General features: G+C 71.1%; 28 protein-coding genes, 3 tRNA genes and 2 pseudogenes. 25 read left to right on the top strand and 8 right to left on the bottom strand.

The annotated features are described in order from the left end of the window. Positions 1 to 125: 125 nt before the first annotated feature. From AC6RUA_RS02645 to queC, 3 genes are all read right to left on the bottom strand, one after another. The gene (locus AC6RUA_RS02645) at positions 126 to 437 is read right to left on the bottom strand and encodes a DUF7344 domain-containing protein (RefSeq protein ID WP_499814398.1); all 312 of its coding nucleotides are present in this window, start codon (positions 435 to 437) and stop codon (positions 126 to 128) included. 133 nt (positions 438 to 570) lie between these two features. Further along, positions 571 to 1,749, bottom strand: a complete 1,179-nt coding sequence (locus AC6RUA_RS02640) for a pyridoxal-phosphate-dependent aminotransferase family protein (RefSeq protein WP_499814397.1) — start codon at positions 1,747 to 1,749, stop codon at positions 571 to 573. Positions 1,750 to 1,814: 65 nt separating this feature from the next. Continuing rightward, positions 1,815 to 2,465, bottom strand: a complete 651-nt coding sequence (gene queC / locus AC6RUA_RS02635; protein WP_499815382.1) for a 7-cyano-7-deazaguanine synthase QueC — start codon at positions 2,463 to 2,465, stop codon at positions 1,815 to 1,817. 219 nt (positions 2,466 to 2,684) lie between these two features. Between queC and AC6RUA_RS02630 the strand changes: the two genes are divergently transcribed. From AC6RUA_RS02630 to AC6RUA_RS02605, 6 genes and pseudogenes are all read left to right on the top strand, one after another. Continuing rightward, positions 2,685 to 3,587 carry an NOP5/NOP56 family protein gene (locus AC6RUA_RS02630; RefSeq protein WP_499814396.1) on the top strand — a complete coding sequence of 301 codons (903 nt, stop codon included), beginning with the start codon at positions 2,685 to 2,687 and terminating at the stop codon, positions 3,585 to 3,587. Next, positions 3,580 to 4,220 (top strand): annotated as a pseudogene (locus AC6RUA_RS02625) (fibrillarin-like rRNA/tRNA 2'-O-methyltransferase). Before AC6RUA_RS02630 ends, AC6RUA_RS02625 begins: the two are co-directional and overlap by 8 nt. 123 nt (positions 4,221 to 4,343) lie before the next feature. Then, on the top strand, positions 4,344 to 5,447 hold the full coding sequence (locus AC6RUA_RS02620) for a glutamate--cysteine ligase (protein ID WP_499814395.1): 1,104 nt from the start codon (positions 4,344 to 4,346) through the stop codon (positions 5,445 to 5,447). 58 nt (positions 5,448 to 5,505) lie between these two features. Then, positions 5,506 to 6,150, top strand: coding sequence for a helix-turn-helix domain-containing protein (locus AC6RUA_RS02615; RefSeq protein WP_499814394.1), 645 nt, complete (start codon positions 5,506 to 5,508; stop codon positions 6,148 to 6,150). A 36-nt stretch (positions 6,151 to 6,186) separates the two neighbouring features. Further along, positions 6,187 to 6,684: pseudogene (locus AC6RUA_RS02610) on the top strand (phosphopantetheine adenylyltransferase); the annotation flags it as partial. Next, positions 6,683 to 6,907 carry a hypothetical protein gene (locus tag AC6RUA_RS02605; RefSeq protein ID WP_499815478.1) on the top strand — a complete coding sequence of 75 codons (225 nt, stop codon included), beginning with the start codon at positions 6,683 to 6,685 and terminating at the stop codon, positions 6,905 to 6,907. The pseudogene AC6RUA_RS02610 and the gene AC6RUA_RS02605, both read left to right, overlap by 2 nt. Before the next feature lie 18 nt (positions 6,908 to 6,925). On the opposite strand, the gene AC6RUA_RS02600 is transcribed toward AC6RUA_RS02605, so the two are convergent. After that, positions 6,926 to 7,234: a transcription initiation factor IIB family protein gene (locus AC6RUA_RS02600; RefSeq protein ID WP_499814393.1), complete on the bottom strand. Its 309-nt coding sequence runs from the start codon at positions 7,232 to 7,234 to the stop codon at positions 6,926 to 6,928. An 83-nt stretch (positions 7,235 to 7,317) separates the two neighbouring features. On the opposite strand from AC6RUA_RS02600, the gene AC6RUA_RS02595 reads away from it, so the two are divergent. The 3 genes from AC6RUA_RS02595 (at position 7,318) to AC6RUA_RS02585 (ending at position 9,451) form a co-directional block, all read left to right on the top strand. Beyond that, a tRNA-Leu gene (locus AC6RUA_RS02595) sits at positions 7,318 to 7,402 on the top strand. Positions 7,403 to 7,804: 402 nt separating this feature from the next. Beyond that, complete coding sequence (gene dacZ, locus AC6RUA_RS02590) at positions 7,805 to 8,617, top strand: diadenylate cyclase DacZ (protein WP_499814392.1); 813 nt, start codon at positions 7,805 to 7,807, stop codon at positions 8,615 to 8,617. A 3-nt stretch (positions 8,618 to 8,620) separates the two neighbouring features. Continuing rightward, a complete protein-coding gene (locus tag AC6RUA_RS02585) occupies positions 8,621 to 9,451 on the top strand; it encodes a mechanosensitive ion channel family protein (protein WP_499814391.1) in 831 nt (276 codons plus the stop codon). 6 nt (positions 9,452 to 9,457) lie between these two features. On the opposite strand, the gene AC6RUA_RS02580 is transcribed toward AC6RUA_RS02585, so the two are convergent. Both AC6RUA_RS02580 and purD read right to left on the bottom strand, forming a co-directional pair. Continuing rightward, positions 9,458 to 10,012 (bottom strand): acyltransferase, encoded by a 555-nt coding sequence (locus AC6RUA_RS02580; protein WP_499814390.1) that lies wholly within the window; start codon positions 10,010 to 10,012, stop codon positions 9,458 to 9,460. A 69-nt stretch (positions 10,013 to 10,081) separates the two neighbouring features. After that, positions 10,082 to 11,383 carry a phosphoribosylamine--glycine ligase gene (purD, locus tag AC6RUA_RS02575; protein WP_499814389.1) on the bottom strand — a complete coding sequence of 434 codons (1,302 nt, stop codon included), beginning with the start codon at positions 11,381 to 11,383 and terminating at the stop codon, positions 10,082 to 10,084. Between the two features lie 146 nt (positions 11,384 to 11,529). Here purD and AC6RUA_RS02570 point away from each other — a divergent pair, with 146 nt between their 5' ends. From AC6RUA_RS02570 to AC6RUA_RS02495, 16 genes are all read left to right on the top strand, one after another. After that, on the top strand, positions 11,530 to 13,686 hold the full coding sequence (locus AC6RUA_RS02570) for a thioredoxin domain-containing protein (protein WP_499814388.1): 2,157 nt from the start codon (positions 11,530 to 11,532) through the stop codon (positions 13,684 to 13,686). Positions 13,687 to 13,858: 172 nt separating this feature from the next. After that, positions 13,859 to 13,942, top strand: a tRNA-Ser gene (locus AC6RUA_RS02565). Between the two features lie 20 nt (positions 13,943 to 13,962). Further along, on the top strand, positions 13,963 to 14,490 hold the full coding sequence (locus AC6RUA_RS02560; protein WP_499814387.1) for a 30S ribosomal protein S13: 528 nt from the start codon (positions 13,963 to 13,965) through the stop codon (positions 14,488 to 14,490). Continuing rightward, the gene (locus AC6RUA_RS02555; RefSeq protein ID WP_499814386.1) at positions 14,487 to 15,011 is read left to right on the top strand and encodes a 30S ribosomal protein S4; all 525 of its coding nucleotides are present in this window, start codon (positions 14,487 to 14,489) and stop codon (positions 15,009 to 15,011) included. The genes AC6RUA_RS02560 and AC6RUA_RS02555 overlap by 4 nt, the downstream gene beginning before the upstream one ends. 3 nt (positions 15,012 to 15,014) lie before the next feature. Then, positions 15,015 to 15,425 (top strand): 30S ribosomal protein S11, encoded by a 411-nt coding sequence (locus AC6RUA_RS02550; protein ID WP_499814385.1) that lies wholly within the window; start codon positions 15,015 to 15,017, stop codon positions 15,423 to 15,425. Between the two features lie 4 nt (positions 15,426 to 15,429). Further along, on the top strand, positions 15,430 to 16,185 hold the full coding sequence (locus tag AC6RUA_RS02545; RefSeq protein WP_499814384.1) for a DNA-directed RNA polymerase subunit D: 756 nt from the start codon (positions 15,430 to 15,432) through the stop codon (positions 16,183 to 16,185). Between the two features lie 128 nt (positions 16,186 to 16,313). Continuing rightward, positions 16,314 to 16,398 (top strand) — tRNA-Leu (locus AC6RUA_RS02540). 45 nt (positions 16,399 to 16,443) lie between these two features. Next, on the top strand, positions 16,444 to 16,800 hold the full coding sequence (locus tag AC6RUA_RS02535) for a 50S ribosomal protein L18e (protein ID WP_499814383.1): 357 nt from the start codon (positions 16,444 to 16,446) through the stop codon (positions 16,798 to 16,800). Then, complete coding sequence (locus AC6RUA_RS02530) at positions 16,800 to 17,237, top strand: 50S ribosomal protein L13 (protein ID WP_499814382.1); 438 nt, start codon at positions 16,800 to 16,802, stop codon at positions 17,235 to 17,237. Before AC6RUA_RS02535 ends, AC6RUA_RS02530 begins: the two co-directional genes overlap by 1 nt. Beyond that, the gene (locus tag AC6RUA_RS02525; protein ID WP_499814381.1) at positions 17,231 to 17,629 is read left to right on the top strand and encodes a 30S ribosomal protein S9; all 399 of its coding nucleotides are present in this window, start codon (positions 17,231 to 17,233) and stop codon (positions 17,627 to 17,629) included. Before AC6RUA_RS02530 ends, AC6RUA_RS02525 begins: the two co-directional genes overlap by 7 nt. A 12-nt stretch (positions 17,630 to 17,641) precedes the next feature. Next, a complete protein-coding gene (locus AC6RUA_RS02520; RefSeq protein ID WP_499814380.1) occupies positions 17,642 to 17,836 on the top strand; it encodes a DNA-directed RNA polymerase subunit N in 195 nt (64 codons plus the stop codon). After that, a complete protein-coding gene (locus tag AC6RUA_RS02515) occupies positions 17,833 to 18,021 on the top strand; it encodes a DNA-directed RNA polymerase subunit K (RefSeq protein ID WP_499814379.1) in 189 nt (62 codons plus the stop codon). Before AC6RUA_RS02520 ends, AC6RUA_RS02515 begins: the two co-directional genes overlap by 4 nt. Further along, entirely contained in the window at positions 18,018 to 19,229 is a 1,212-nt protein-coding gene (gene eno / locus AC6RUA_RS02510) for a phosphopyruvate hydratase (RefSeq protein ID WP_499814378.1), read from the top strand. Before AC6RUA_RS02515 ends, eno begins: the two co-directional genes overlap by 4 nt. Continuing rightward, positions 19,226 to 20,140, top strand: a complete 915-nt coding sequence (rpsB, locus tag AC6RUA_RS02505; RefSeq protein ID WP_499814377.1) for a 30S ribosomal protein S2 — start codon at positions 19,226 to 19,228, stop codon at positions 20,138 to 20,140. Before eno ends, rpsB begins: the two co-directional genes overlap by 4 nt. Before the next feature lie 518 nt (positions 20,141 to 20,658). Then, complete coding sequence (gene mvk, locus AC6RUA_RS02500) at positions 20,659 to 21,666, top strand: mevalonate kinase (protein WP_499814376.1); 1,008 nt, start codon at positions 20,659 to 20,661, stop codon at positions 21,664 to 21,666. Between the two features lies 1 nt (position 21,667). Further along, positions 21,668 to 22,402 (top strand): isopentenyl phosphate kinase, encoded by a 735-nt coding sequence (locus AC6RUA_RS02495; RefSeq protein WP_499814375.1) that lies wholly within the window; start codon positions 21,668 to 21,670, stop codon positions 22,400 to 22,402. A gap of 64 nt (positions 22,403 to 22,466) precedes the next feature. Here AC6RUA_RS02495 and AC6RUA_RS02490 read toward each other — a convergent pair whose 3' ends face one another. Then, positions 22,467 to 23,372, bottom strand: a complete 906-nt coding sequence (locus AC6RUA_RS02490) for a DMT family transporter (protein ID WP_499814374.1) — start codon at positions 23,370 to 23,372, stop codon at positions 22,467 to 22,469. Continuing rightward, the gene (locus AC6RUA_RS02485; RefSeq protein WP_499814373.1) at positions 23,369 to 24,157 is read right to left on the bottom strand and encodes an MBL fold metallo-hydrolase; all 789 of its coding nucleotides are present in this window, start codon (positions 24,155 to 24,157) and stop codon (positions 23,369 to 23,371) included. Before AC6RUA_RS02485 ends, AC6RUA_RS02490 begins: the two co-directional genes overlap by 4 nt. Between the last annotated feature and the right edge of the window lie 4 nt (positions 24,158 to 24,161).

The raw sequence follows: 24,161 nt of genomic DNA, 5'->3' as shown, positions 1-24,161 counted from the left end.
GAGGACGCTCGCTTTCGGCCGGGCGCGGCGCGAGAAAGGGGTCGTTACCGTCGGGAGGCGCTCGGATTCCGCCGGCCGTTCGACGGAGACGGGCCGGGACCGGAGCGGGCGGCCGCTCGCGCTCGTCAGTCGAACTCCTCGTCGAGGAACGCGAGGAGGGCGTCGACTCGTTCGTCGCGGCGATACCTGACCGTCCGCGTCGACGGGTCGTACTCCACGAGGCCGGCCTCGTTCAGGTGCGGGAGGTGGCGGTGGTGGAGCTGGATTCGGAGCGTCGTCTCGCCCACCTCGTCGGTCGGGAGCGCGGCGACGAGCGCGTCGAGGCTCGCCGGACCGTCGTGCTCCGAGAGGTAGCTGACGACGGCGCGTCGCCGCCAGTCGGAGAACAGTTCGAGCAGTGCGTCGGTCGAGAGCGGCTCGGACGGTGAAGGGGACATGCGTCGGTATCAACCTCGGTCGAACCGCTGGTGGCCGACTAACGTCGCTGTGCGGTGGTTGGGCTTCCCCGTGAAAAATCGCTCGCTCGCTCGGCGCTCGCGTCCGGCGCTTGATATTCGTCGCCCCGGCCGGCTACAACCGCTCGGAGACCGTCTCCAGTCCGGTGCCGACGTCGACGTCGGCCCCCCGTTCGCGGAGCACGTTGCCGAGCGCGCTCACGAGGAACGCGACGTTGTCCGGCCTGGCCGAGTGGCCCATACAACCGATGCGGAAGATGTCCCCCTCCAGGTCGCCGAGTCCGGAGGCGATCTCGAGGTCGTACTCGTCGAGCAGCGTCCCGATGACCGCCCCGTCGTCGACGCCGTCGGGGACGCGCACGGCGTTGAGGCTCGGGAGCCAGTAGGCGTCGTCGGCGTTCATCTCCAGTCCCATCGCCTCGACGCCGGCCTTCAGCGCGCCCGCCGTCTCCCGGTGGCGCTCCCACCGCTCCTCGATGCCCTCCTCTGCGACGAGGCGGAGCGCCTCCCGGAGCGCGTACACGTTCGTGATGGGTGCGGTGTGGTGGTACGCCCGTTCCTCGCCCCAGTACCCCTCGAGCAGCGAGAGGTCGAGGTACCACGAGCGCGCCGGTTCCTCGCGGGAGAGCACCTTGTCCATCGTGCGCTCGTTGAGCGTCAGCGGCGACGCGCCCGGCGGGCACGAGAGGCACTTCTGGGGGCCGGAGTAGGCCACGTCGACGTCCCACTCGTCGACGCGGAGCTCCACGCCACCGAGCGACGTCACGCAGTCCGCGACGACGTACGCGTCGTGCGAGTGCGCGATGTCGGTGAGTTCGGGCACGTCCGGCTGGCGGACGCCGGTCGACGTCTCCGCGTGGACGAACCCGAACACGTCCGGCTGGTGTTCGTCGAACGCCTCCTGCACGGCGGCGGTGTCCAGCGGCTCGCCCCACGGCGCGTCCACCTCGACCACCTCGCCGCCGGCGCGGCGAGCCATCTCGGCCATCCGACCGCCGAAGTAGCCGTTCGTCGGGACGAGCATCGTCTCGCCCGGTTCGACGACGTTGCCGATGGCCGCCTCCATCGACGCGCTCCCCGTCCCCGAGACGGGGATGGTCCACTGGTTGTCGGTCCGGAACGCGTACCGCAGCAGGTCCTGCGTCTCGTCCATCACGTCGATGAACGCCGGGTCGAGGTGCCCGACGAGCGGCGTCGACATCGCCCGCAAGACGCGCGGGTGGACGTCGCTCGGGCCGGGGCCCATCAGCGTTCGGTCGGGCGGCGTGAGTTCGGCGACCTCGGGTCGGTCCATGGGGTGTGGTGTAGGGGGCGTCTCAAATGCCGTTCGATATCGACCGGGCGGTGGACCGGACGCGCCTACTCCGCGTACGCCGGTCGTTCGGCGTACGGAATCGAGTCGGTCGCTCCCGCCCGCTGGAACACCTGCAGGCGGAACGCGCAGGCGTCGCACGTCCCGCACGCCGGCTCCGCCGAGCGGTAACACGACCACGTGTACTCGTAGGGGACGCCGAGTTCGAGTCCCCGTCGGGCGATGTCCGTCTTCGACCACTCGGCGAACGGCGCCTCGACGGCGATGGTCGTCTCGGGTCTCGTCCCCACCTCGACCAGTCGCTCGAACGCCTCGAAGAACTCGGGTCGACAGTCGGGGTACCCCGAGAAGTCCTCGCTGTGCGCGCCGACGAACACCGCCGTACAGTCGTTCGCTTCGGCGTACGAGACGGCCATCGACAGCAGGTTCGCGTTCCGGAACGGGACGTAGGAACTCGGAATCTCCTCGCTCTCGACGTCGGCGTCCGCGACGGCCACGTCGGGGTCGGTCAGCGACGACGACCCGACGCGGGCGAGGTGGTCCGTCTCGACGCGCAGGAACGGGGCGTCGAACGCCTCGGCGAGTCGGCGCGCGCACTCGAACTCCTTGCCCTCGGTCCGCTGGCCGTACGACGCATGGAGGAAGTGCGGGTCGTACCCTCGCTCCGCCGCCTCGGCCACGGCCGTCGCGGAGTCCATCCCGCCCGAGACCAGAACGACCGCCGGTCGCTCGTCGGTGCTCACCGTGTCGACACCCCGACAGCGGTCGATTCTTCCTCGAATATCCGTCGGCTCATACCGTGGTGTTCCCTCGGCCGTACGTAAACGTGCGCGTCGGGTCGGAGAGCGACGGGCGGGAGGTCGGGCGAGCGCTCAATTCGGGAACCGATATACGAGCGCGGCGTCTACCGACGAGACATGACCGAGAGAACCCCCGCCGACGCGGGGTGGTTCGCGGGCGTGGAACGCGGCGACGCCGACGCCGCCCGCGAGGCCGTCGAGGGCGGCTCCGCGGACGCGCCGGCAGACTGGCCCGCGCTCGCCGTCGAGTCGGGGTTCGCCGGGAGCGAGGCCGACTACTACGACGCGCTCCGCGAGGCGACGGTGAGCGCGGCGCGAGCGACGGTCCGCGAACGGGAGCGGGCCGACGACCAGCAGTTGAAACACGCCGTCCGCGCGATGGACGACGCCGCCCGGACGGCGAACGAACTCGCCGAGCGGGTGAGCGAGTGGGCCGGGAGCGTCTACGACGAGTCGGGCGACGGCGTCGAGTACGCCCGGGCGGTCGCCGCCCGCGACGCCGAGAGACGAACCGAGGAGCGCGTCGTCTCGCTCGCGGCGCGGGTCGCGGACCTGGCCGACGAGGCGGACGACCTGGAGGCGTTCGTCCGCGAGCGGGCGCCGGTCGCCGTGCCCAACCTCGCCGCGATGGCGGGGCCGGTGCTCGCGGCGCGGCTGATATCGCTCGCGGGCGGGCTGGGGACGCTGGCGCGGAAACCATCGGGCACGCTGCAGGTGCTCGGCGCGGAGGACGCGCTGTTCGCGCACCTCCGCGGGCACGCGCCGTCGCCCAAACACGGCGTCATCTACACCCACGAGTACGTCCGGGGCACCCGCCCGGAGGACCGCGGGTCGGCCGCGCGGGCGCTCGCGGGGAAGCTGACCATCGCCGCGCGCGTGGACCACTACGCCGGCGACCGGCGGCCCGAACTCGACGAGGACCTCGACGAGCGCATGCGGACGATTCGGGCGCGGGCGGACGACGGTGCCGAGGGACCGAGTGGGTCCGCCGACGACGGCGGGGAGGGGACCGATGAGTGAGCGGCGCGAGCTCCCGGCGGGGGTCGAGCGCCGGACGGTCGACGGGCGCGAGCGCCTCCTCACCCGGGGGAGCCGGTGTACGGCGAGCCGACGGACGGCGACTGGCGCGTCTGGGACCCCGGCCGGTCGAAACTCGGCGCGATGCTCGAACTCGGGATGGACACCGGGCTGTCGGGCGGGGAGTCGGTGCTGTATCTCGGCGCGGCCAACGGGACCACGGTCAGTCACGTCGCCGACGTCTGCGGACCGACGTACGCCGTCGAGTTCGCCGCCCGGCCCGTGCGGGACCTGCTGGCGGCGTGCGAGTCGCGCGAAAACCTCTTCCCGCTCGTGAAGGACGCGCGCCGACCCGAGACGTACGCGCACGTGGTGGAGTCGGACCTCGACGTCCTCGTACAGGACGTGGCGACGCGCGGGCAGGCGGCGGTGGCGGTCCGGAACGCACAGTTTCTCGCTCCCGACGGGCGACTGCTCCTCGCGGTGAAGGCCCGCTCGGAGGACGTGGCCGCTCGACCGGAGGCCGTCTTCGACCGCATGCGCTCGGAACTGCGCGAGGCGTACGAGATTCTGGGCGAGGTCCGACTCGACCGGTTCCACGCCGACCACCTCGGCGTCGTCGCGCGGCCGGAGTAGCCGCGGTTCGTCGGCGGGCGTCCTCGAGCCGAGACGCCGGCTGCCGTCCGACCGGTCGCCGAAAGCGGCCAGCGCTCGGGCGTTCAACAACTGATATAGTCGGCCCCCGCAAAGCCGGGGCCGATGGAGACAGGCTCGCCGGAGTCGTTCACGCGGATGGGGACCCTCGGCGTCGAAGAGGAGTTCTACGTCGTGGACAGCGAGGGCCGCCCCGCGTCCGGCATCGACGAGCTGGTGTACGGCGACGACGACCCGCCCGCCCCGCTCGCCGGTCGCATCGACCACGAGCTGTTCAAGTTCACCATCGAGACGCAGACGCCGCTCATCGAGGACCCGGGCGCGGTGCGCGAGCACGTCACCGCCGTCCGCGACGCGCTCGTCGACCACGCGGCGGCGCACGGCTACCGTATCGCCGGCGCGGGTCTCCACCCGGCGGCGAGGTGGCGCGAACTCGACCACGCGGAGAAGCCCCGCTACCGCTCGCAACTGGACCGCATCCAGTACCCTCAGCACCGCAATACGACCGCCGGCGTCCACGTCCACGTCGGCGTCGACGACCCGGACAAGGCCGTCTGGGTGGCGAACGAACTCCGGTGGTACCTCGCGCCGCTACTCGCGCTGTCGGTCAACTCGCCGTTCTGGAACGGCTTCGACACCGGGTTGGCCTCGGCCCGGGCGAAGATATTCGAGGGACTCCCGAACACCGGGATGCCCGGCCGGTTCGCCGACTACGAGTCGTTCGCCGAGTTCGAGCGCCGGATGGTGGAACTGGGGTCCATCGAGGACCGCGGCGAACTCTGGTTCGACGTGCGCCCCCACACCGGTCACGGGACCGTCGAGGTGCGCACGCCCGACGGGCAGTCCGACCCGGACGTGGTGTGCGCGCTCGTGGAGTACGTCCACGCGCTCGTCGTCGACCTGGCCGAGCGCTATGAGGACGAGACCGACCCGCGCGCCGGCGACGGCGCGTCTCACGACCGTGGGCTCCGCCGGGAACTCCTCGACGAGAACAAGTGGCGCGCGATGCGCCACGGCCGGGGGGCGTCGTTCGTGGACCGCGACGGCGAGTCGGTCGTGTCGCTCCTGGACGTCGTCGGCCGGGAGCGCGACCGACTGGGGACCGACGCGCTCGATTTCCTCCTCGACCGCGAGTCCGGGACACGGCGACAGCGTCGCCTCCGCGAGGCGGAGGGACTCGACGCGCTGTGCGCGGCGCTCGTGCTCTGAGTCGTATCCCCCCGTGCGACGGGTTTTTCCGCCCGAAGTCCCCACCGCCGGACGACAGATGGCTACCGACGACGCCGCAGACGACGCCGAACCCGCGGACGAGTCGGACCCGAGCGACGGGGAGACTGTGGGGACGGACGGCGCCGACCTCCCGGACGGCGCTCCCCACGAGGAGGCGCGTAAGGCGGCGGAGCGCATCGAGGAGGGCGCGGGCGACGTGGCGGAGAGCTTCGACGAGCGGCTCATCGACCTGCTCTCGTGGCTCCTCGACACCGAGACGAAGGCGCGAATCTTCGTCCGCCTCCGGGAACACCCCGGGTCGACGAGCGAGGAGATAGCCGACGGGACGGGGCTGTACCCGAGCACGGTCCGGGAGGCGCTCGCCGAACTCCACGAGGAGGAGGTCGTGACGCGGACGAAGCGCGAGTCGGCCGGCGCGGGGAACAACCCCTACGAGTACGAGGCCATCTCGCCCGACGACCTGGTCACGCGGGCGGTCGACCGCGTGCAGGCGGAGTTGAACACCGTCTTCAACCTCGACCGACGGCTCGGCCGCGCGAGCGGCGAGGAGACGGAACCGGTCACCATCACCGTCGCGGAGGTCGACGCCGACGTCGGGGACCGGCCCGACGGGTCGGCGACCGGTCGCGAGCGAGACGAGGCGACCGACGGACCCGACGACGACCCGTCGGACGCCGAGTAACGCCCCTTTTAAGTTTCGCCGCGGCGACGGCCGGGTATGAACGTCGCGCTCGGCGGGACCTTCGACCCGATTCACGACGGGCACCGCGCGCTGTTCGACCGCGCGTTCGAGCTCGGCGACGTGACCGTCGGGCTGACGTCCGACGACCTCGCGCCCGCCACCCGCCACGTCGACCGCTACGTCCGGCCGTTCGACGAGCGCAAGCGCGACCTGGAGGCGGAACTGTCGCGGTTCGCCGCCGAGTACGACCGGCGCTTCGAGGTCCGCGAACTCACCGAGCCGACGGGTATCGCCACCGAGGAGCAGTTCGACGCGCTCGTCGTCTCCCCGGAGACGCGCGCGGGCGGCGAGCGCATCAACGAGATACGCGCCGAGATGGGCTACGGGTCGCTCCGCATCGAAGTCGTCGAACACGTCCCCGCCGAGGACGGCGAGCGCATCTCGTCGACGCGCATCGTGGAGGGGGAGATCGACGAACACGGGAACCTCACCCCGACCGCGAGGGCCGCGGCGCGGCCGCCGACGGGTAGCGATGGCCGCCGACGCGGCCGCGGCGTGGCTCGCCGCCCGGTCGCGCGCGACGCTGGCGCTCCTCGGCGGGGGTGCGCTCGCGCTCGTCGGCTTCCGTCTCGTCCGACTCGGCGGCACGGCCCCCGACAGCCTCCTCGCGTACGTCGGCGCGAGCGCGCTCCTCGTCGGACAGACCGCCGCACTCGCCGGACTGGTCGTGTTCGCGTGGCGCGTGCTCCGTGCGTAGGGTCGCCCACCCGTTCTCTCACCAGGTGGGCGGCGAGAATCCGGCGTCCTCCAGGAGTTCTTTCCAGCGTTGCTGGACGGAGAGGCGCGTCACGTCCATCGCCTCCGCGACGGCGGTCTGCGAGCGTTCGTCGCCGGCGATGAGCGCGCCGGCGTACAGCGCCGCGGCGGCGGTGGCGGGCTTCGACCGGTCGGCGTCGGGGACGTGCGAGAGGAACAGGTCCGTCGCGTTCGACCGCGCCTCGCTCGACAGCCCCAGCGACTCCGCCGCCCGGCGGAGTTCGCCCAGCCACTCCTCGTTCTGTACCTCGTCGCTCGCCCGGTACATGGTCCGGCGTTCGGGGGGAGTCGGGATAAGTGGTCGGTCGTCTCCGACAGCTACTTACGGCGATTTTCGGTAGTGGGTCGTGCGCGCGGGTAGCCAAGCCAGGCCAACGGCGCAGCGCTTAGGACGCTGTCCTGTAGAGGTCCGCCGGTTCGAATCCGGTCCCGCGCAGTGAGCGAGCGGAACGTAGTGGAGCGAGCGAACGAGCAGGCACGGATTCGAGACAGGGAGTGAAGCGAGCGCCGGCGAGCGGAATGACCGCGGTTCGAATCCGGTCCCGCGCAGTGCGAGGCCGAACGGAGTGGGGTCTCGATGCGAACGGGGAGCGAAGCTGCCCGTGAGCGGCGGAGGACGGCGGAGCGAGACCGACGACCCGACGACCAGTCCCGCAACTCTCGGTCCCTCGAGTTACACCGTGTAATAATTTCACGGAAACGTATATCACACTCTACAGTAACTCCCGACGTAATTCGATGTTACTCTGTACAGTCCGAGAACAGACCGACGACCGCGCATGCCTCGCGTCAGACGGGGACGCAAGGTCTTTAGCGCCGCCGAGGGCATATCGGAGCAATGGCTACTCCCGCTGACCTCCTGTCCGACCTGGCGACGGACGTGGACGGGGTCTTCCTCTTCTCGCCGACGGGGTCGATGTACACGGAGTTCGCGGAGGCCGACCCCGACGCCGTCGTCGTCGTCGGCGACGAGAACGACGTCGGGGCCGACCGGTTCGTCGAACTCCCGGTCGAGTTCGAGAACGTCCGCGACCGCATCCGGTTCGGAGTCGAGGGGGCGATAGACAAGGGGTTCTGCGAGGACGGCGACACGGTCGCGTGCGCGGTCGGCGTCTTCGGCGAGGGCGTCGACGCGGTGGTCAGGACGCCTGTGTCGGAGTCGATCCACTCCGGTATCTACGACCTGTTCGCCAACTCGCGGGCCGACCCGAACGTCATCCGCGACGTGTTCGAGGTCGCCATCGAACTCGGCAAGAAGGGACAGAAGGGCAAGCCCGTCGGCGCGCTGTTCGTCGTCGGCGACGCGGGCAAGGTGATGAACAAGTCGCGCCCGCTGAGCTACAACCCCTTCGAGAAGAGCCACGTCCACGTCGGCGACCCCATCGTGAACGTGATGCTCAAGGAGTTCTCCCGGCTGGACGGCGCGTTCGTCATCAGCGACTCCGGGAAGATAGTCTCGGCGTACCGGTACCTGGAACCCGGCGCGGAGGGGGTCGACATCCCGAAGGGGTTGGGCGCGCGTCACATGGCCGGTGGGGCGATCACCCGCGACACGAACGCCATCGCCATCGTCCTCTCGGAGTCGGACGGCCTCGTCCGAGCGTTCAAGGGGGGAACGCTCGTCCTCGAACTCGACCCGGAGGAGTACTGACGCATGTACGCACCCGGCGTCCGCCGCGTGCTCGCCCAGTCCGCGGACCCGTCCCCGATAGACACCCTCCGCGGGTTCGTCGATTCGGTGCCCGCTCGCCTGTGGCTCGCGCTGGCCGTCCTCGCGCTCGGCGCGCTGCTCAGCTACGTCGTCATCGCCGTCAACCGGCGCATCCTCGAGGGCGCCGGCGTTCCGGGGTCCATCGAGGGGACCGCGTTCGAGCGGACCGCCCGCGAACTCGGCACCTCGACCGTCTCCATCATCGCCCGCATCTCGGGGTACTTCATCTTCATCCTCGCCGTCCTCGTCGCGCTCACTATCGCCGACGTGGGGTACATCACGCAGTTCTGGAACCGCGTCGTCCTCTTCCTCCCGCGGCTGTTCACGGCCGTGCTGGTGCTCATCGTCGGCGTCGTCGTCGCCGACAAGGTGGAGTTACTCGTGGACAACCGCCTCCGGGGGGTGAAACTCCCGCAGGTGAGCGTGCTCCCGCTGGCCGCGAAGTGGAGCGTCTTCTACATCGCCGTGCTCGTCGCACTCGGGCAACTCCAGGTCGCCACGGACGCGCTGGTCGTCCTGCTCGGCGCGTACGCGTTCGCGCTCGTCCTCTTCTCGGCGCTCGCGTTCCGGGACCTGCTCGCGTCCGCTGCCGCCGGGCTGTACCTGCTTCTCAACCAGCCGTACGGCATCGGGGACCGCGTCCGCATCGGCGAGACCGAGGGCGTGGTTCAGGAGGTAGACGTGTTCGTCACGCGCGTCGAGACGGACGACCAGGAGTACGTCATCCCGAACCGGCGGGCGTTCACCGAGGGCATCGTCCGCGTGCGGCCGTAGTCCCGGCTACTCCCGCTCGACCGGTTCGGCCGGGACGCCGGCGACCGTCGCGCCGGCGGGCACGTCGTCGGCGACGAGCGAGTTCGCGGCCACCTGCGCGTCGTCGCCGATGTGGACGCCCGGGAGGACGGTCACCTTCGCGCCGAGCATCGCCCGCTCGCCGACGTGGACGTCGCCCAGTCGGTACTCGTCTTGCAGGAACTCGTGACAGAGGATGACCGAGTCGTACCCGACGATGGCGTCCTCGCCGAGGGTGATGCGCTCTGGCCAGAACACGTCCGGTGTCGCCTCCAGACCCCACGAGACCCCCTCCCCGACGGTGACGCCCAGTCCCCGGAGGAGCCGGTTCTTCAGCCGGAGGCTGGGCGAGACCCGGCAGAGCCAGACGACCGCGTAGTTGCGCGCCACGGTCAGGGGCGACTTGGCGTCGGTCCAGTAGCGCAAGGAGTTCCCCCTGCCGGGCGTCGGGTGGCGCTCCAGTCGGTCGTACCGCGCCGGGGGGCCGTCGTCGTCGGCCGCCGGCGCGTCGTCCGTCCCGGCGTCCGCGTCCTCGCGGGTCACACTCGTCGGTGGGCGTCCCGGGTTATCAATCTCGTGCGTTCGGGGCCGGATGCCGCCCGTCCGGGGCGGCTACCGTCCGCGCAGGTCGGCCACGTGGTCGACGCGCGCCTGTACCAGTTCGGCGGTCCCGATGTCGTGGCGGACGTGAAACCCCTCGTCGACGCCCGAGAGCGCCGCCTCCGCGCGCTCCTCGGCGGCCGCGATGGAGTCGCCGAGACCGACGACGGCGAACGAGCGGGAGGTGGTCGTGTAGAGGCCGTCCGGTCGCTCGTCCACGCTGGCGTAGAACAGGAGCGCCTCGTCTCCGTGTCCGCCGTCGTCCACGTTCACCTCGATGCGCGCGCCCGCCTCCGGGTTCGTCGGGTAGCCCGCGGGCACGGCGTACTTGCAGACGGTCGCCTCGCCGGAGAAGTCGAGGTCGGGCAGCGGCTCGCCGTCGCGCGCGGCCGTCAGCACGTCGAGGAACGGCGTCTCCATGACCGGGAGGACGTTCATCGCCTCGGGGTCGCCGAACCGGGCGTTGAACTCGACCACCTTCGGTCCCTCCGCGGTCAGCATGAACTGCCCGTAGAGGACGCCCTTGTAGTCGGGGAGTGCGTCCACGACGGCCTCCAGGACGGTGGCGGCGTCGTCGTAGTCACTCCGATCCATGAACGGGAGTGTCACCTCGGTGTCGGAGTAGCTTCCCATCCCGCCGGTGTTGGGCCCTTCGTCGCCCTCGTACGCGCGCTTGTGGTCCTGGACGGCCGGGGTCGTCCTGACCTCGCCGTCGGCGACGAACGCCTGCACGGTGAACTCCTCGCCGACGAGTCGCTCCTCGACGACCCACTGCTCGTGGTCGCTCTCGCGGACGTACGACGCCGCCTCCGCCGCAGTCACCTGGTCGCCGGTCACCCGGACGCCCTTCCCGCCGGTGAGTCCGACGGGCTTGACCGCCACGTCGCCCTCGACGGCTTCGACGTACTCCGCCGCGCCCCCGGCCGAGTCGAACGTCTCAAAGTCGGGACAGCCGGGGACGGCGTTCTCCACCATGAAGCGCCGCTGGTACGCCTTGTCCGTCTCGATACGGGCGTCCGCCGCTCGCGGCCCGAACGTGTAGACGCCCGCCTCGTCGAGCGCGTCCGCAACTCCCGCCTCCAGCGCGGCCTCCGGACCCACGACGGCGAGGTCCGCGCCGACCGACTCGGCGTACTCGCTGACGCCCGCCGCGTCGCGCTCTCCGACCGACTCGAACCCCTCGGCCAGTCGCGCGATGCCGGGGTTGCGGTTGCTCGCGCAGGCGTACAGCGCGCAGTCGTCGTCGGACGCCAGTGCGCGGGCGATGGCGTGTTCGCGCCCGCCGCCGCCGACCAGAAGCACCGTCTCCGTCATACCCGGACGCGGTACGCACGGAAGTGTAAGTCTTGCTCTACTCGATTCACTATCTGCACACGTTCGTGCATCCACAGCCGACCGGGCCGGCGCGCGCGTCCCGCCCGGCCACCCTCCTTTTCACCCGTCCCCCCGACCCCTCGGGCATGAGCGACCCGACGGCGCGGAACCGGCTGGACGAGGAGGCCAGCGCGTACCTGCGCCAGCACGCGGACAACCCCGTCCACTGGCAGCCGTGGGACGACGACGCGCTCGCGGCCGCGCGCGAGCGAGACGTCCCCATCTTCCTCTCGGTCGGCTACTCCGCGTGTCACTGGTGTCACGTCATGGAAGAGGAGTCGTTCGAGGACGAGGCGGTGGCCGAGGTGCTCAACGAGTCGTTCGTCCCCGTCAAGGTGGACCGCGAGGAGCGCCCGGACCTCGACAGCGTCTACCAGACGGTCTGTCAGCTGGTGAGCGGGCGGGGCGGCTGGCCGCTCTCCGTCTGGCTCACGCCCGAGGGGGAGCCGTTCTACGTCGGGACCTACTTCCCGCGCGACGGGCGGCAGGGGTCGCCCGGCTTCCTCCAGATATGTCGGAACATCGCCGACTCGTGGGCCGACCCCGACCAGCGCGCCGACATGGAGGAGCGCGCGGACCAGTGGACCGCCGCCCTCCGCGACGAGGTGGAGGCGTCGCCGACGCAACCGGACGGCGACCGGACGGCGCCCGACGAGACGGTGCTCGACGACGCCACGACCGCCGCGCTCCGGAGCGCCGACCGCGAGCACGGCGGGTTCGGGCGGTCCGGACCGAAGTTCCCGCACCCCGGTCGAGTCGACCTGCTGATGCGCGCCTACGAGCGCTCCGGCCGGGAGGAGCCGCTGACGGTGGCCGTCGAGACGCTCGACGCGATGGCCGACGGCGGACTGTACGACCAGCTCGGCGGCGGGTTCCACCGCTACTGCACCGACCGCGAGTGGGTCGTCCCCCACTTCGAGAAGATGCTGTACGACAACGCAGAACTCGCACGGCTCTACCTCGACGCCTACCGGCTCACCGGCCGGCCGCGCTACGCCCTCGTCGCGCAGGAGACGCTCGCGTTCGCCGAGCGGGAACTCTCCCACCCCGACGGCGGGTTCTACGCGACGCTGGACGCCGACTCCGGGGAGGGCGAGGGGAGCTTCTACGTCTGGACGCCCGAGCAAGTCTCGGAGGTGATGGACGACCAGACCTCGGCGGACCTGTTCTGCGAGCGGTACGGCGTCGAGTCCGAGGGGAACTTCGAGGGCGGGACGACGGTGCTCACGGCCGCCCGGACGGTGCCGGACCTCGCCGAGCGGCACGAGATGGACGCGAGCGAGGTCCGCGAGCGACTGCTCGCGGCGCGGCTGGTGCTGTTCGACGCGCGCGAGCGGCGCGAGCGCCCCCCCCGCGACGAGAAGGTGCTCCCGGGGTGGAACGGGCTGATGATATCGGCGTACGCGACGGCCGCGTGGACGCTCGACCCGGTGCTGGCCGAACGGGCCGAGGCGGCGCTGTCGTTCGTCCGCGAGCACCTCTGGGACGGCGACCGACTCGCGCGTCGGTTCGTCCCCGACCCGGAGCGGGACGGCGACGAGACCGGAGCGTCGGACGGCGACGTCGCCGGCGAGGGGTACCTGGAGGACTACGCGTTCCTCGCGCGCGGCGCGTTCGACCTGTACGGAACGACCGGCGACGTCGAGCACCTCGCGTTCGCGCTGGACCTCGCCGAGGTGATTCTGACCGAGTTCTACGACGCCGAGGACGGCACCGTCTACGCGACGCCCGCCGACGGCGAGCGGCTGGTCGCGCGGCCCCAGGAGCCGACGGACCAGTCGACGCCGTCGAGTCTCGGGGTCGCGACGGGGCTGTTTCTCGACCTGGACTCGTTCGTCCCGGGCGACCGGTTCGGCGACGCCGCCGCGGACGTGCTCGCGACCCACCGGTCCCGGGTGGAGGCGAGCCCGCTCGAACACGTGACGCTCGCGGCGGCGGCCGCGCGGCACGCGCGCGGCCCGCTCGAACTCACGCTCGCGGCCGAGGAGGTGCCCGAGGAGTGGCGCGAGACGCTCGCCGGACAGTACCTGCCGGGCGCCGTGGTCGCCCCCCGACCGGCGACCGAGGAGGGACTGGCCGACTGGCTGGACCGACTCGGGTTCGACGAGCCACCGCCGGTCTGGGCGGGGCGAGGCGCGCGCGACGGCGAGCCCACGGCGTACGTCTGTGAGGGGTTCGCCTGCTCGCCGCCGAACCACGACCTGCGGGCGGCGCTGGAGTGGGCGGACGACGGACCGGAGTGACCCGGCCGGAGAACCCGGAGCCGCGTCCGTCGTCCGGCGCGTGGCACGCGTCCTCTCGGTTCGGTCACTTCGTGATGCTTAAGTAGGCAACCCGAGATTGTCCGAACGCAGAGATACTGCAGGGGCGGCCGGCCCCGAGTCCACGAGGGCGACGATACCCGAGAACGCAGGTGTTGCGGTAGCCAAGCCTGGCCCAAGGCGCTGGGTTGCTAACTCAGTGGCGCAAGCCTCCGGGGTTCGAATCCCCGCCGCAACGCTGTCACAACCCAACAAGACATGAGTGCAGAAGAACCAGAGGACGCGTCAGACGAGGAGGAGGACCTCCGCTACTTCGTCCGTATCGGCCAGACCGACCTGGACGGGACGAAGACCGTCGAGCGCAGCCTCACCGACATGAAGGGAATCGGCCAGCGGACGGCGCGACTGGTCACGGAAGCGGCCGAGGTTGACCGAACGGCGACGTTCGGTCGCCTCGACGAGGACGACATCGAGAGCGTCGTCGACGTCGTCGAGAACCTCGAAGACCACGTTCCGCCGTGGATGGTCAACCGCCAGAACGACTTCTTCACCGGCGAGACCACCCACGTCGTGGGGACCGACCTCGCGGAGACGCGTCGTCAGGACATCAACCGGATGCAGATGATCGACTCCTACAAGGGCGTCCGCCACCAGCGGGGCCAGAAGGTGCGCGGCCAGCGGACCAAGTCCACCGGTCGGACGGAGGGCACCATCGGGGTCAACGTCGAGGAGATTCGCGAGGAGATGGAGGACGAAGCGGCCGACGAGGAGGATGAAGGGCTGTGACGACCGGCAACTCCACCAAGAGCTACGAGACGCCGAACCACCCGTACCAGGGTGAGCGCATCGCGCAGGAGTCGGACCTGCTCGGTCGCTACGGCCTCTCCAACAAGGAGGAACTCTGGCGCGCGCAGTCGGAACTGCGCGACTACCGCCGCGAGGCCCGGAGCCTCATCGGCGACGCGCAGGGGGACCTCGACGCCGCCAACGAGGCGGGGTCGGCGTTCGTCGCGCGCCTCCGCAAGTACGGCATCCTCGGCGAGAACGACAGCCTCTCTGACGTGCTGTCGCTCGACGTGACCGACGTGCTGGAGCGCCGCCTCCAGACCGTCGCGTACCGGAAGGGCGTCGGCAACACGCCGAAGCAGGCGCGTCAGTTCATCGTCCACGGCCACGTGGTCGTCGGCGACGCGCGGGTCACGCGCCCCTCCTACAAGGTCGAGACGGTCGAGGAGGACCGCGTCGACTTCGACGAGGCGTCGCCGCTCGCGGACGACCTCCACCCCGAACGCGCGGAGGGACAGTAACCAATGAGCGAATCAGAGTCCAACAATCAGCCGCAGGGCGACGGCAAGTGGGCCATCGCCAACGTGTTCGCATCGTTCAACAACACGCTCATCACCGTCACGGACGCCACGGGCGCGGAGACGCTCGTGAAGTCCTCCGGTGGCTCGGTCGTGAAGCAGAACCGCGACGAGGCGTCGCCGTACGCCGCGATGCAGATGGCCGAGGGCGTCGCCGAGGACCTGCTCGCGCAGGGTATCGAGGGCGTCCACGTCCGCGTGCGTGGCCCCGGCGGGAACGCACAGAAGTCGCCCGGGCCGGGCGCACAGGCGACCATCCGGGCGCTCGCACGCGCCGGGCTCGAAATCGGTCGCATCGAGGACGTCACGCCCGTCCCGCACGACGGCACCCGAGCGCCGAAGAAGAACCGCCTGTAACACCATGGCAGACGACTTCGACGTCGAGTTGGTTTCGCGCGACGACGACGGCCGGGGCGCCCGGTTCCTCGTCCGCGGGCTGACGCCGGCGATGGCGAACGGCATCCGCCGGGCCATCGTCGCGGACGTGCCCACCCTCTCCATCGACAGCGTCCGGTTCGTGGAGAACTCGTCGGTGATGTTCGACGAGATGGTGGCGCTCAGGCTCGGCCTCGTGCCGCTGACGACGCCGCTCGACGACTACGAACTGGGCGACACCGTCACCCTCGCGCTCGACGTGAGCGGGCCGGCGACGGCGTACTCGGGGGACATCCAGACCTCCGACGACCGCGTTCGGCCGGCCGACGAGAACGTCCCGATAATCGAGCTCAAGGACGGCCAGCGGCTCGAGTTCGAGGCGGACGCCGTCCTCGACACCGGGAAGGAACACGCCAAACACCAGGGCGGCGTGGCCGTCGGCTACCGGCACCTCCAGCGGGTGCGCGTGGCCGGCGACCGCGGCGAGTTCGACGAGGAGGAACCGCACGTCCTCCGCGGGGTCATCGAGACCGAGGACGGCGAACTGCTCCACACGGAGGAGTTCGGCGCGGACCTCACGAACCGCTACCCCGGCAAGGAACTCGAAATCGAGGACGTCCCCGGTGCGTTCGTCTTCCACGTGGAGACGGACGGGTCGGTGAGCGTGGACGAACTGGTGCTCCGGGCGGTCGACACGCTGCGCGACCGCGCGGACGAACTGGCAACGAAAGTCGCAGTCTGACCGGAACACGATGTCCGCGACCCACCCCACCACGGCGCTCGCGACGGCCCGACGAGCGGCGGCTCACGCCGCCGAATCGGACCGGACCGAAAGCCGTATACCGTGGGCCGCGGTACGCAGGAGTGCACGCAGGGATAGCCAAGTTTGGCCAACGGCGCAGCGTTCAGGGCGCTGTCTCTCAGGAGTCCGCAGGTTCAAATCCTGCTCCCTGCATGGCTCCGTTCTCCGGTCGCCGCACAACTCCACTAGGAGGACCCTATGAGTAGTAGCAAGACCAATCCGAGACTTCAGAACCTCATCGCCGAACTGAAGTCGGTCGCGCGCTCGTCCGACGCCGCCGTCTGGCTGGACGTCGCCGACCGGCTCGAAAAGCCACGGCGCACGCACGCCGAGGTCAACCTCGGTCGCATCGAACGATACGCGAACGAGGACGAGACCGTCATCGTGCCGGGCAAGGTGCTCGGCTCGGGCGTGCTCCGCAAGGACGTCACCGTCGCCGCCGTCGACTTCTCCGGCACCGCCGAGACGAAGATCGACCAGGCCGGCGAAGCGGTGACGCTGGAGGAAGCGCTGTCGAACAACCCCGACGGGTCCGACGTACGGGTGATACGATAATGAGCCTCGCAGAGTTCGACGCCGACCTGGTCGTGGACGCCCGCGACTGCATCATGGGTCGCGTCGCGTCCGAGGTGGCACAGCGCGCGCTCGACGGCGAGCGCGTCGCCGTGGTGAACGCCGAGCGGGCGGTCATCACCGGGAACCCCGAGACCACGACCGAGAAGTACCGCACGCGTGCGGACCTCGGCTCCGACCGCGGCCCGTACTACCCGAAGCGACCCGACCGCATCTTCAAGCGGTCCATCCGCGGGATGCTCCCGTACAAGACGCCGCGCGGCCGCGAGGCGTTCGAGAACGTCCGCGTCTACGTGGGCGAGCCCTTCGACGAGGAGGGCGAGGTCGTGGAGGGAACATCGCTGGACCGCCTGTCGAACATCAAGTTCACCACCCTCGGCGAGATCTCCGAGGACCTGGGAGCCAACGTCACATGGTAACGAACACGTCCGGAAAGAAGAAGACGGCCGTCGCCCGCGCGACAGTCCGCGAGGGCGAGGGCCGTGTGCGAATCGACTCCCAGCCCGTCGAGTTGACGGAGCCGGAGCAGGCCCGCCTGAAGATGCTGGAGCCGTTCCGCATCGCCGGCGAGGACCTCCGCTCGCAGGTCGACATCGAGGTGACCGTCAACGGTGGCGGCTACTCGGGGCAGGCCGACGCGGTGCGGACGGCCATCGCCCGCGGGCTGGTGCAACACCTCAACGACGCGGAACTGCGCGACGCCTTCATGGAGTTCGACCGCTCGCTGCTCGTGAACGACTCGCGGCAGTCCGAGCCGAAGAAGTGGGGCGGGCCCGGCGCGCGCGCCCGCTACCAGAAGTCGTACCGCTGAGGTGATTCCAGCATGATGATTCCCGTCCGCTGTTTCACCTGCGGCACGGTCATCGGCGAACACTGGGAGGAGTTCAAGGCCCGCGCGAAGGAGGGGGACGAAGACCCGGCGGCGGTGCTCGACGAACTCGGGGTCGAGCGCCACTGCTGTCGGCGGATGATGGTGAGTCACACCGACCTCGTCGACGTCGTCTCCCCCTACCAATGAGCAGCCAACAGTACAACCGCTACGAGAAGGCACGCATCCTCGGGGCGCGCGCCCTGCAGGTCGCGTACGGAGCGCCGGTGCTGGTCGAGACGGACCAGTCCGAACCCATCCTCATCGCGGCCCAGGAGTACGACGCCGGTGTCCTCCCGTTCACGGTCCGCCGGGGCCGAGGGGGCGAGCAGTGACGCTCGTCTCCTCGGTGTCGCTCCGGCGCGTGCTCGACTCGCGGGGGAACCCGACGGTCGAGGCGGACGTACTCACCGAGTCGGGCGGGTTCGGCCGCGCGGCCGCTCCGTCCGGGGCGAGCACGGGCGAGTACGAGGCCATCGAACTCCCGCCGCGGGAGGCCATCGCGGCCGCCCGCCAGCACGCGGTTCCCCGACTGGTCGGCGAGGTCCACGCCGGCAACCAGCGCGACGTGGACGCCGCCCTGCGCGCGGCCGACGGCACGGACGACTTCTCCGAGATCGGCGCGAACAGCGCCGTCGCCGTCAGCATGGCCGCCTCGAAGGCCGGGGCGGACGTGCTCGGCGCGCCGCTGTTCCAGCACCTCGGCGGGACGTTCCGGGACGCCACCCACTCGTTCCCGACGCCGCTCGGCAACGTCGTCGGCGGCGGCGAGCACGCGAAGGAGGCGACCCACATCCAGGAGTTCCTCGCCGCCCCCGTCGGCGCGCCGAGCGTCTCCGAGGCCGTCTTCGCGAACGCCGCGGTCCACGCGGCGGTCGGCGACGTCCTCGACGAACGGGGCGTGGCGGCCGCGAAGGGCGACGAGGGCGCGTGGGCGCCCGCCATCGACGACGCCGAGGCGTTCGAGGTGGTCGAGGCGGCCACCGACCGCGTCGAGGACGAAGTGGGGTTCGAGGTCCGGTTCGGCCTCGACGTGGCCGCCGCCGAACTGTGGGACGCCGACGAGGGCGTCTACCGCTACGGCGACGAGACGCGCACGCCCGACGAGCAGGTCGACTACGTCGCGGACCTCGTGACGGAGTACGACCTCGCGTACGTCGAGGACCCGTTCGACGAGGACGCGTACGACTCCTTCGCGGAGTTGACCGACCGCGTGGGCGACCGGACGCTGGTCTGCGGCGACGACCTGTTCGTCACCAACGTCGAGCGACTGGAGCGCGGCATCGAGGAGGGCGCGGCCAACAGCATCCTCATCAAGCCGAACCAGATCGGGACGCTGACGGACGCGTTCGACGCGGTCGAACTCGCACACCGGAGCGGGATGGACGCCGTCGTCTCGCACCGGTCGGGCGAGACGGAGGACACGACCATCGCACACCTCGCCGTCGCCACGGCGGCCCCGTTCATCAAGACGGGCACCGTGGGCGGCGAGCGAACTGCCAAGCTGAACGAACTCATCCGCATCGAGGAGGAAGCCGTATGAGCGAAAGCGAGAACGAAAACGACACCGAGGAGGCGCAGGCCGACGAAGAGGTCGAGGAGACCGAAGCGGCCGAAGACGCGCCCGAGACCGAGGAGGAACAGCAGTCGGAGACGGCCGAGGAGACCGGGGAGGTCGACGAGGCCGACGAGACCGAGACCCAACCCGCCGAGGACGAGACGCGGGTCGACCCCGAACCGGAGACCGGGACGGGCGTCGACGCCGACGACACCGTCGACCCGGACGACGCCGCCGACGCCGAGGCGGTCGACGAAGTCGACGAGGAGGCGGCGGAGGGGCCCCGTTTCGACGAGGACGTCATGCCGGACGACGAGGCGGACCTCCTCATCCCGGTCGAGGACTACCTCTCGGCCGGGGTCCACATCGGGACCCAGCAGAAGACGAAGGACATGGAGCGGTTCATCCACCGCGTCCGCGACGACGGCCTGTACGTCCTCGACGTGAGCCAGACGGACGGCCGCATCCGGACGGCGGCGAACTTCCTCGCCGACTACGACCCCGAGCAGGTGCTCGTCACCTCCTCGCGGCAGTACGGCCGGTTCCCGGCCGAGAAGTTCGCCGACGCCATCGGCGCGCGCGCCCGGACCGGCCGGTTCATTCCCGGAACGCTGACGAACCCCGAGTACGCCGGCTACATCGAACCGGACGTCGTGGTCGTCACCGACCCCATCGGGGACGCGCAGGCGGTCAAGGAGGCCATCACGGTCGGCATCCCGGTCATCGCCATGTGCGACTCGAACAACCAGGTGTCGAACGTGGACCTGGTCATCCCGACGAACAACAAGGGTCGCCGCGCGCTGTCGGTCGTCTACTGGCTGCTCGCCAACGAGACGCTCGACCGCCGCGGCGCCGAACCCGGCTACGCGCTCGAGGACTTCGAAGAGGAACTGTAAAACCGAAGACGTTTTTCCGTTTCTCTCCCGACCACCAGCGGTGCCGCCGTTCCGTCGGAAACGGCCCGGAGACCCCCGGAGAACCCCGCGGACGGGCAGGCACCCCGTCCGGGGTCGTCGCGGCACGGCGGGGACCGGAATACGAGTCGGACGTCAGGCACGCGTCCGTTGGGTTGGGATTCGGTCCCTCGCCGCCCGCGGCGTCGCGCGGTGTTTCGAACCGAGCGCCGAGCGGCCGCGCGACGCGGACACGTCACCGCGTCCCTCTCTCCTCGCTCGGACGCCCGCGATGGGGAGTGGTGAGCGGCCGGCCCCCTCGGGGCGGTCGGCCCGACACCACAGTAACGTCGGAGGAATCTTTCATGATAAAACTACCGCCGCCGACACCGGGTCGACCGCCCGGACGGAGCGGACGGTGGTCCCCTCGGGCCACTCACGAGGTCTCCGGACGCGGCCGACCCCGTTCACCTCGGGGGGCGAGTCGGAACGCCTGTAAGCCCCCGCTCGGAGTAAGGGGTATGACCACTTGCAGCGCGCCGGGGAAGGTGTACGTCCTCGGCGAGCACGCGGTCGTCTACGGGGAACCGGCCGTGCTGTGCGCCGTCGAGCGGCGGGCGCGCGTGACCGTCGACCCCCGCGACGACGGCCGGGTGCGGGTGGACGCGACCGACCTCTCGATAGACGGGTTCACCGTCACGTGGGACGGGTCGGCGGACGAGCCGCCGGACGTGGACGTGCCGACGCCGCTGGTGGAGGCGGCGACGGGCTACATCGACGCGGCGGTCGCGCAGGCGCGCGAGGCGGCGGACGCGCCCGACGCGGGGTTCGACGTCACCGTCGAGTCGGACATCCCGGTCGGGGCGGGACTCGGCTCGTCGGCCGCCGTCGTCGTCGCCAGCATCGACGCGGCGACGCGGGCGCTCGGGGTCGAACTCGACGCGCGGACGGTCGCCGACCGGGCGTACCGGGCGGAACACGAGGTGCAGGACGGGCAGGCGTCGCGGGCGGACACGTTCACGTCTGCGGTGGGCGGGGCCGTCCGGGTCGAGGGCGAGGAGGGCCGGGCGCTCGACGCCCCGACGCTCCCGCTCGTCGTCGGTTACGACGGCGGCGCGGGCGACACGGGCGAACTGGTGTCCGGCGTGCGCGCGCTCCGCGACCGGTACGACTTCGCCGCCGACGCCGTCGCCACAGTCGGCGACGTCGCTCGGCAGGGGACGGACCTGCTCGCGGACGCCGAGGAGGCGACCGAGTCGTTTCTGGACGACTTGGGCGGGCTGATGAACTTCAACCACGGCCTGCTGTCGGCGCTCGGCGTCTCCGCGCGCTCGCTCGACGCGATGGTGTGGGCCGCCCGCGACGCCGGCGCGTACGGCGCGAAACTGACCGGCGCGGGCGGCGGCGGCTGTATCGTCGCGCTCGACCCGACGCCCGAGTCGCGGACGGCGCTCTCGTTCACTCCGGGCTGTGAGGAGGCGTTCCGGGCCGAACTCGCCACCGAGGGCGTCCGGGTGGAGGCGGCCTGAGATGGTGACGGTACTGAAACTCGGCGGGTCGCTCATCACCGAGAAGGACCGCCCGGAGACGCTCGATGGCCCGGCGCTCGACGCCGCGGCCGACGCGGTGGCCGGGGCGGGCGTCGAGGACCTCGTTCTGGTTCACGGCGGCGGGTCGTTCGGCCACCACCACGCCAGCGAGCACGGCGTCACGACGAGCGAGGGGACGCACGACGCCGCCGCGGTGACGGACGTCCACCGCGCGATGAAGACGCTGAACGGGTTCGTCCTCTCGCGGCTCCACGAGCGCGACGCCCCCGCGCTCCCGGTCCACCCGCTGTCGGCGGCGGCGCGCGACGCCGAGGGGACGCTCTCGCTGCCGACCGCGCAGGTGGAGACGATGCTCGGCGAGGGGTTCCTCCCGGTGCTCCACGGCGACGGCGTCGCCCACGCGGGCGAGGGCGTGACCGTCCTCTCGGGCGACGAACTCGTCGTCCACCTCGCGGCGTCGCTCGACGCCGACCGGGTGGGGCTCTGTTCGACCGTCCCGGGCGTCCTCGGCGCGGACGGGGAGGTCGTCCCCCTGATTCGGGAGTTCGACGACGCCGCCGACGCGCTCGGTGCGAGCGACGCGACGGACGTGACCGGGGGGATGGCCGGGAAGGTCCGCCAACTGCTGGCGCTCGACGCCCCCGCGAACGTGTTCGGCCCGGACGCGCTCGCGGGGTTCCTCGCCGGGGAAGACGTGGGGACGCGCGTCGAGTAGCCGCGTGACGGGGGTCGCGGGCGACGGGACAGCTACCGCCGCGACCCGCACCGTCGGCGACGGTCTACGCGACTCGTCGGTACAGCGCTGCCCGGAGTGAGCGGCGCTTCACGAGCAGGAACGCGACGAGGATGCACGCGAACCCGCCGACGGTGCCGGGTGCGAGCGTCTCGCGGAGCGCGAGCCAGCCGAACAGCGCCGCGAACGGCGGGATGACGTACTCCAGCAGCCCAATCTGGATGGGACCGAGGCGGTCGAGCAGCCGGAAGTACAGCAGGAACCCGCCCGCGCCGGGCACCACCGCGAGGTAGCCCAGCCACGCGAGTCCCGCCGGCGTCACCGTGGCGTCCGCGACGCCCTGACCCAGCAGGAGCGCGGCGGCGTGGAGCGCGAACGCGCCGACGAGGGCCATCCACGCCTGTAGCGCGACCGGGTCCAGAGTGGCGTCGTCCTCGCGGGTCGTCACCGCGCCGACCACCCACGCGATGGCCGAACCGAGGACGAACAGCGCGCCCGCGTTCGCCGCGAGCGCACGGGGGTCGGGGTCCGCGATGAGCGCGACGCCGCCGAACCCCACGAGCACGCCCACCGCGCTCACCGCGTCGAGTCGCTCGTCGGGGCGGACCAGTCGCGTCGCCATCGGGGTGAGCACGGGGATGAGTCCGAGCAGCGTGGCCGCGACGGCGCTCGTCACCGTCACCTGTCCCGTGAACAGCAGCGCGTGGTGGAGCCCCATGTTGAACACGCCGCCGGTCGCCACGGGGGCGACGTCGCCGCGCCCGCGCGGGCGGACGCGCCGGCCGGTGAGGAGGACGACGCCGAACAGGAGCGCGGCCGCCACGTCGAACCGGACGGCCGCGAGCAGGAGTGGCGGGAAGTCCGCGAGCGCCGCCTTCGTCGCCACGAACGCGGTGCCCCACAGCGCCGCGAGCGTGAGGAAGCCGACCGCGTCGCGGTCGAACCCGCTCACACCGAGAACCGGAGACCGTCGCGCGCCATCCGCACGTCGCCGTCGAACCGCTCGCGGACGCTCTCGACCATCTCGTCGTGTGTCCCCTCGGTGTGCGGGTAGAGGTGCGTCAGGTACACCCGGTCGACGTCGTGCCCGGCGAGCGCCTCCCCCAACTGGCTCGGCGTCGGGTGGTTGTCCACGTCGATTCCGTCCGGGAACGAGCAGTCGTGCGCGAGCACGCGTGCCCCGTCCGCGAACGACGCCAGTCCCGCGAACGCCTCCGAGTCGCCAGAGAAGACGAACTCGCCGCTCGAACCGTCCGCCTCGGTCGCGTCGTCGCTCGCTCCGCGGTCCGCGAACCGGTAGGCGAGACACTGCATCGAGTGGCGGGTCTCCCTCGCCGTCACGTCGAGGCCGGCCACGTCGAACGACTCGCCGTCGTGGACTTCCCGCACCCTGAGGTCGACCCGGCCGTCGAGGTAGTCGTGCACGTCCAGCAGGCCGTCGAGCAGGCCCTTCGTCCCCGGCGGGCCGACGACTTCGAGGTGCTCCTCGCCGGCGAGCCAGCGCGCCTTCAGGAGCGCGAGCAGGTCCGAGACGTGGTCGAGGTGGTGGTGAGTGAGCAGGACCGACGAGACAGCCTCGTAGCCGGGGTCGGTCTGGGAGACTCGGTGGAGGATGCCCGCACCGCAGTCGACGAGGAGGGGTCGGCCGTCGCCCGCGGCCGTCTCCACCAGCAGTCCGGTCTGGACCCGGTCGGGGATCGGCATCGCCGCGCCGGTTCCGAGGAACGTCACGCGCATGTAT

It is taken from the genome of Halorarum sp. SLYT50, from assembly GCF_059821265.1.
Note: the sequence above shows the minus strand (reverse complement) of the source record. Positions and strands in the feature narration are given on the sequence as shown.

Bases quoted from the DNA above. Each gene is read 5' to 3' on its own strand.
- AC6RUA_RS02645 (WP_499814398.1), bottom strand. From the start codon at position 437: ATGTCCCCTTCACCGTCCGAGCCGCTCTCGACCGACGCACTGCTCGAA.
- AC6RUA_RS02640 (WP_499814397.1), bottom strand. From the start codon at position 1,749: ATGGACCGACCCGAGGTCGCCGAACTCACGCCGCCCGACCGAACGCTG.
- queC (WP_499815382.1), bottom strand. From the start codon at position 2,465: ATGGACTCCGCGACGGCCGTGGCCGAGGCGGCGGAGCGAGGGTACGAC.
- AC6RUA_RS02630 (WP_499814396.1), top strand. From the start codon at position 2,685: ATGACCGAGAGAACCCCCGCCGACGCGGGGTGGTTCGCGGGCGTGGAA.
- AC6RUA_RS02620 (WP_499814395.1), top strand. From the start codon at position 4,344: ATGGAGACAGGCTCGCCGGAGTCGTTCACGCGGATGGGGACCCTCGGC.
- AC6RUA_RS02615 (WP_499814394.1), top strand. From the start codon at position 5,506: ATGGCTACCGACGACGCCGCAGACGACGCCGAACCCGCGGACGAGTCG.
- AC6RUA_RS02605 (WP_499815478.1), top strand. From the start codon at position 6,683: ATGGCCGCCGACGCGGCCGCGGCGTGGCTCGCCGCCCGGTCGCGCGCG.
- AC6RUA_RS02600 (WP_499814393.1), bottom strand. From the start codon at position 7,234: ATGTACCGGGCGAGCGACGAGGTACAGAACGAGGAGTGGCTGGGCGAA.
- dacZ (WP_499814392.1), top strand. From the start codon at position 7,805: ATGGCTACTCCCGCTGACCTCCTGTCCGACCTGGCGACGGACGTGGAC.
- AC6RUA_RS02585 (WP_499814391.1), top strand. From the start codon at position 8,621: ATGTACGCACCCGGCGTCCGCCGCGTGCTCGCCCAGTCCGCGGACCCG.
- purD (WP_499814389.1), bottom strand. From the start codon at position 11,383: ATGACGGAGACGGTGCTTCTGGTCGGCGGCGGCGGGCGCGAACACGCC.
- AC6RUA_RS02570 (WP_499814388.1), top strand. From the start codon at position 11,530: ATGAGCGACCCGACGGCGCGGAACCGGCTGGACGAGGAGGCCAGCGCG.
- AC6RUA_RS02560 (WP_499814387.1), top strand. From the start codon at position 13,963: ATGAGTGCAGAAGAACCAGAGGACGCGTCAGACGAGGAGGAGGACCTC.
- AC6RUA_RS02550 (WP_499814385.1), top strand. From the start codon at position 15,015: ATGAGCGAATCAGAGTCCAACAATCAGCCGCAGGGCGACGGCAAGTGG.
- AC6RUA_RS02545 (WP_499814384.1), top strand. From the start codon at position 15,430: ATGGCAGACGACTTCGACGTCGAGTTGGTTTCGCGCGACGACGACGGC.
- AC6RUA_RS02535 (WP_499814383.1), top strand. From the start codon at position 16,444: ATGAGTAGTAGCAAGACCAATCCGAGACTTCAGAACCTCATCGCCGAA.
- AC6RUA_RS02530 (WP_499814382.1), top strand. From the start codon at position 16,800: ATGAGCCTCGCAGAGTTCGACGCCGACCTGGTCGTGGACGCCCGCGAC.
- AC6RUA_RS02525 (WP_499814381.1), top strand. From the start codon at position 17,231: ATGGTAACGAACACGTCCGGAAAGAAGAAGACGGCCGTCGCCCGCGCG.
- AC6RUA_RS02520 (WP_499814380.1), top strand. From the start codon at position 17,642: ATGATGATTCCCGTCCGCTGTTTCACCTGCGGCACGGTCATCGGCGAA.
- AC6RUA_RS02515 (WP_499814379.1), top strand. From the start codon at position 17,833: ATGAGCAGCCAACAGTACAACCGCTACGAGAAGGCACGCATCCTCGGG.
- rpsB (WP_499814377.1), top strand. From the start codon at position 19,226: ATGAGCGAAAGCGAGAACGAAAACGACACCGAGGAGGCGCAGGCCGAC.
- mvk (WP_499814376.1), top strand. From the start codon at position 20,659: ATGACCACTTGCAGCGCGCCGGGGAAGGTGTACGTCCTCGGCGAGCAC.
- AC6RUA_RS02495 (WP_499814375.1), top strand. From the start codon at position 21,668: ATGGTGACGGTACTGAAACTCGGCGGGTCGCTCATCACCGAGAAGGAC.
- AC6RUA_RS02485 (WP_499814373.1), bottom strand. From the start codon at position 24,157: ATGCGCGTGACGTTCCTCGGAACCGGCGCGGCGATGCCGATCCCCGAC.